5 protein-coding genes are annotated in these 4,762 nt (G+C 39.4%); all 5 read right to left on the bottom strand.

The genetic code is table 11. The annotated features are described in order from the left end of the window. Window positions 1-190 (bottom strand): hypothetical protein (locus tag L4C32_RS20295; RefSeq protein ID WP_428198707.1); only part of this gene is annotated, 190 nt, incomplete at its 3' end. A 29-nt stretch (window positions 191-219) separates the two neighbouring features. Further along, window positions 220-1,206 (bottom strand): NAD-dependent epimerase, encoded by a 987-nt coding sequence (locus L4C32_RS20290; RefSeq protein WP_428198706.1) that lies wholly within the window; start codon window positions 1,204-1,206, stop codon window positions 220-222. A 38-nt stretch (window positions 1,207-1,244) separates the two neighbouring features. Continuing rightward, window positions 1,245-2,486 (bottom strand): UDP-N-acetyl-D-mannosamine dehydrogenase, encoded by a 1,242-nt coding sequence (gene wecC / locus L4C32_RS20285; protein WP_428198705.1) that lies wholly within the window; start codon window positions 2,484-2,486, stop codon window positions 1,245-1,247. Window positions 2,487-2,554: 68 nt separating this feature from the next. After that, window positions 2,555-3,697, bottom strand: a complete 1,143-nt coding sequence (gene wecB, locus L4C32_RS20280; RefSeq protein WP_428198704.1) for a non-hydrolyzing UDP-N-acetylglucosamine 2-epimerase — start codon at window positions 3,695-3,697, stop codon at window positions 2,555-2,557. 27 nt (window positions 3,698-3,724) lie between these two features. Continuing rightward, a partial coding sequence (locus L4C32_RS20275) for a polysaccharide biosynthesis tyrosine autokinase (RefSeq protein ID WP_428198703.1) occupies window positions 3,725-4,762 on the bottom strand: 1,038 nt, incomplete at its 5' end.

The following is a 4,762-nucleotide window of genomic DNA, read 5'->3' as shown; positions in this document are numbered from 1 at the left end:
GTATAAGTTTGCAGCAATAATAAGGGGTTTTTATTTTTTTACTTTTAAAGTATGAGCAGACTCTCATCCAAAAAATATATTTAAAAGACTCAGCAATAAATAGGTGTTTAAGCACTGAGATTTTTCTTTTATTTTTATAAACCCTATAGTGATCATTTAAGATCAATGCGATTAACTCTTTAGATGACATCTGTGTCTACTCTACTTCTTCAATTGTCACTATTTATTATGATATTCTTTATACCAATCTACAAATTGGTTTATACCAACTTGCAGCTCAGTTTTTGGTTTAAAGTTGATCGTTTTTTCTAATTCACTTACATCTGCGTAGGTACGTACTACATCTCCATCTTGCATTGGAAGATAGACTTTTTCTGCTTTTTTACCTAGTGCACTTTCTATGCAGCCAATAAAGTTTTCTAACTCGACAGGTGCATTATTGCCAATATTATAGATCTTGTGTAGGGGGGAGCCTTCTTGGCTGTTGTCATCTTTACTAGGGGTGACATCTTGTATGCGGAGTATTCCTTCAACGATGTCATCAATATAGGTAAAGTCTCGTTGCATTTTACCGTTATTGAATACCTTAATTTCCTTCCCGTCGGCAATCGCTTCAGTAAATAGGAATGGGGCCATATCTGGACGCCCCCATGGACCATAAACGGTAAAGAATCTTAAACCTGTTGTAGGTAAATTGTATAAATGGCTGTAACTGTGTGCCATCAGTTCGTTAGATTTTTTTGTAGCGGCATAGAGTGATACTGGATTATCCACATTATCGTCAGTTGAAAATGGAATTTTTTTATTCATCCCATACACCGAGCTAGAAGAAGCGTAGACAAGATGCTTAACGTTATTGTGACGGCAGCCTTCAAGTATGGTTGCCATACCCACTAAGTTTGAATCTATGTAGGCCATTGGGTTTTCAATTGAATACCTGACACCGGCTTGAGCAGCAAGGTGAATGACACGGTCAAATTGCTCTTCTTCAAATAAGCTCGCAATATTATCACGATAGGCAATGTCCATTTTGACAAAGCGAAAGTTATCTAAATGCTCTAATCGTGCAAGACGATCTATTTTTAACTGCGGGCTGTAATAGTCATTGAGATTATCAAGCCCAACGACTTGGTGACCATCTTTACATAAACGCTCTGCTACAAAATTGCCAATGAATCCAGCGGCGCCTGTTACTAAATATTTCACGGATGTCTCTCCAGTACTGAAATCTTTTTAGGGTTTAATTAGATAATTCCGCGAGTATCAATCACAACCTTCGTTGCAAATTGTGTTTTATCAGATGCTTTAAACTCTTTGTGATCCACAAGTACGACTACAACATTGGCTTTTTCTAGTGCATTCTCAAGTGACGTTAGCTCAATATCCTTAGCATTTAGTTTTTCAGGTAGTGCTTGAATGTTTGGTTCCACGGCAATGATCTCACCAATACCTTTTCCGACAAGTTCTTCCACAATCTGAAGGGCAGGACTTTCACGAAGATCATCAATATCAGCTTTAAATGCTAAACCTAGGCAAGCAATAACAGGGCGTTTGAATTCATCCGCAGCTTTGGTTATTTGTTCTATAACATAGTGAGGCTTTGCATCATTGGTTAAACGAGCTTGACGGATGATGTTAGCTTCATCTGGACAGCTATCGACAATAAACCATGGGTCAACAGCAATACAGTGGCCGCCGACTCCTGGGCCCGGATTTAATATATTGACTCGCGGATGACGGTTAGCCAGTTTGACTAACTCCCAAACGTTTATTTTCAATTTTTCACAGATGACAGATAACTCGTTAGCAAAAGCTATGTTGACATCTCTGAATGAGTTCTCTGTAAGCTTGGCCATTTCGGCAGTTCTTGCATTGGTTATAATGCACTCACCGCGAACAAACGTTTGATATAGTGACGCAGCTTTTTCAGAACATCTATTGGATAATCCACCAATGACGCGGTCATTGGAGATCAACTCTTGCATGACATATCCTGGCAATACACGTTCCGGACAATGAGCAACATTAATATCAGCTGCATCGCCTTTATCTTGAGGAAAGCTAAGATCTGGGCGTGCTTGTTGTAACCACTCCGACAGTTTTTCTGTTGTACCTACGGGCGAAGTCGATTCTAAAATAACCAAATTACCCTTTTCTAATACAGGAGCAATCGCATTGGCAGCCGCTTCAATATATGAGAGATCAGGTTGATGATTATCGCCTTTAAATGGGGTCGGGACTGCCACCATAAAGACTTCTGCTGACTCTGGTGTCGTGGTGGCGCGAAGTTTTCCAACAGTGACGGCACTTCTTACCGCAATGTCTAAGTCGGGTTCCACAATGTGGATATTACCGGCATTGATAGTGTCTACCGCATGTTGGTTTACATCTATACCGACGACATCAATCCCACGTGAGGCGATAACTGCAGCAGTAGGTAGACCAATATATCCAAGTCCAATAACGGATACTTTATTAAAACTCATTGTTTAATCCTTCATTTTCAATGCGATTTTCCCGTCGAAATAGTATTCCACGAGATAGTTATTCGTTGTTATAGCGTTTTCTGTAATGCGCTGACTAATATGTCGATGATTCTTGCGCTTGCTTTACCATCACCGTATGGGTTGTGTGATCTTGCCATCGACGAATACAGCGTCTCATCATCAAGCAGACCGATGACGTTACTAGTAATAACGTCAGTATCTGTTCCCACCAGTTTAACCGTTCCAGCGTCTACTGCTTCAGGGCGTTCTGTAGTATCTCTCATGACTAAAACTGGTTTTCCTAAAGACGGAGCTTCTTCTTGAATACCACCAGAATCGGTTAAAATGATGTGTGCTTTAGTCATTAAGTAAACGAATGGTAAGTAGTCTTGAGGTTCTATCAAATGAACATTACTTGCATTAGACAGTAGGCGATTAACTGGCTCTTGCACATTTGGGTTGAGATGTACTGGGTAACAAATTTGAATATCATCTCGTGTAGATAGATCAGCAAGTGCCTGACAAATACGTTCGAAGCCACCACCAAAGCTTTCGCGGCGATGTCCAGTAACTAGAATCAGTTTTTTACTGTTATCGATAAATGGAAAGCGAGATGCCAGATCATTTGAAAATTCACTGTTTGTCTCTATTTTGGTTTTTACATCCAACAGAGCATCAATAACGGTGTTACCGGTTACGTGAATATTTTCAGCGGGTACATTTTCATTGAGTAAATTCTGTTGAGAGTTACTTGTTGGGGCATAATGTAGGCTGGCTAAGCTGCCAGTTAGTTTGCGGTTGCCCTCTTCAGGCCAAGGGGAGTAGATATTAGAAGTCCGCAATCCAGCTTCGACATGAGCGACAGGAATTTGCTGGTAATAGGCCGCTAAACTGGCTGATAGTGTGGTTGAGGTATCCCCATGAACAAGTACGTAGTTAGGCTTCAGCTGTTGAAGAACTTCTCGTAATCCAGTTAGGATCTTACAAGTAACATCAGTAAGATCTTGACCAGGACTCATGATGTTAAGATCAAATTCAGGCGTTATGTCAAACAGTTCTAATACTTGATCGAGCATCTCTCTGTGCTGAGCGGTCACACAGACATAGGTATCTAAATCCTGATTTTGTTGGGACTCTTTAACAACAGGTGCCATTTTTATCGCTTCAGGGCGAGTTCCGAATACAAAAAGTACTTTCTTTTTTACAGTCATTTTATGGTCTCTTTAAAGCAAAATATTTTATGATTCTGTGGATTGATAATACTGACCGTATTGGCCATACCCATGTTCACTATTAGATTTTGTACGACTTATTTGATTGATCACCAGGCCATCAATTGAGATATCATGCTGGATCATTCTAGACATAGTGCTTTGTATCTGTGGGATTTTAGTGCTATTAGCTTTGATTACAATAACCGCAGCACCTGCCAATTTGCTGATTATTAATGAGTCACTGACAGCAAGCGTTGGTGGGGTATCTAAAATAATCCTATCAACTTGTTGTTCTAGCTTTTCTAATAAAGCTTTAAATTTAGCTGAGCTTAATAATTCTTGAGGGTTGGGTGATAACATCCCCGCAGGCAAAATAATTAGACCTGAATTCTCGTCATGGTATAAGCACTCTTCGAGCTCTACTCCCATTAAAAGGTGATTGGTTAGGCCCATCTGGTTTTTGCTCAATCCGAAACGTTCAGCTATGGATGGTTTCCTTAAATCACAGTCAATAAGTACCACCTTTTCCATTTTTGCTAATGACATAGCAATATTGATTGAGGTGGTTGTTTTTCCTTCCCCAGGTATAGAGGAGGTAATACTCACTCTTTTACGATTGGTGTTGACTAACTTCATCAGTAGAGAGGTTCTGATAGAACGAATAGACTCACTAAAAGCGTGTTCGTCTGCTTCAAAAAATAGAGTGTTATCTAACGGTTTATTTTTGAATTTTTTGTTTCTAACTGTTGGGATACCACCCAAAGGTAATAAACCAAACTTATCCTCGAAATCTTTTGCAGATTCAATTGTATTCTTTAAGGAATCAATCAAAATACTTATAATCATTGCAAACAGTAAGCTAGCTAGCATGGAGCCAATAACCAATTTTTTCTTTTTTGGGGCTGCAGCTTCTAGTGGTATTAAGGCGTGGTCTGTGAATCTAGCATTAGCAGACTTAAAATCACTAGTCGCTGAAGTTTCTTTTTGTCGGGTTAAAAACATATTGTAGAGCTGAGTATTAGTATCAACTTCTCTTTTTAAACTATAAAAACGGTTCTTTTT

This window comes from Aliivibrio kagoshimensis (genome assembly GCF_050337105.1).
GTDB classification, from domain to species: Bacteria; Pseudomonadota; Gammaproteobacteria; order Enterobacterales; family Vibrionaceae; genus Aliivibrio_A; species Aliivibrio_A kagoshimensis.
Note: the sequence above shows the minus strand (reverse complement) of the source record. Positions and strands in the feature narration are given on the sequence as shown.

What these genes read in the sequence shown, in the direction of transcription:
- wecC (WP_428198705.1), bottom strand. Translation starts at nt 2,486, where the DNA reads ATGAGTTTTAATAAAGTATCCGTTATTGGACTTGGATATATTGGTCTA.
- wecB (WP_428198704.1), bottom strand. Translation starts at nt 3,697, where the DNA reads ATGACTGTAAAAAAGAAAGTACTTTTTGTATTCGGAACTCGCCCTGAA.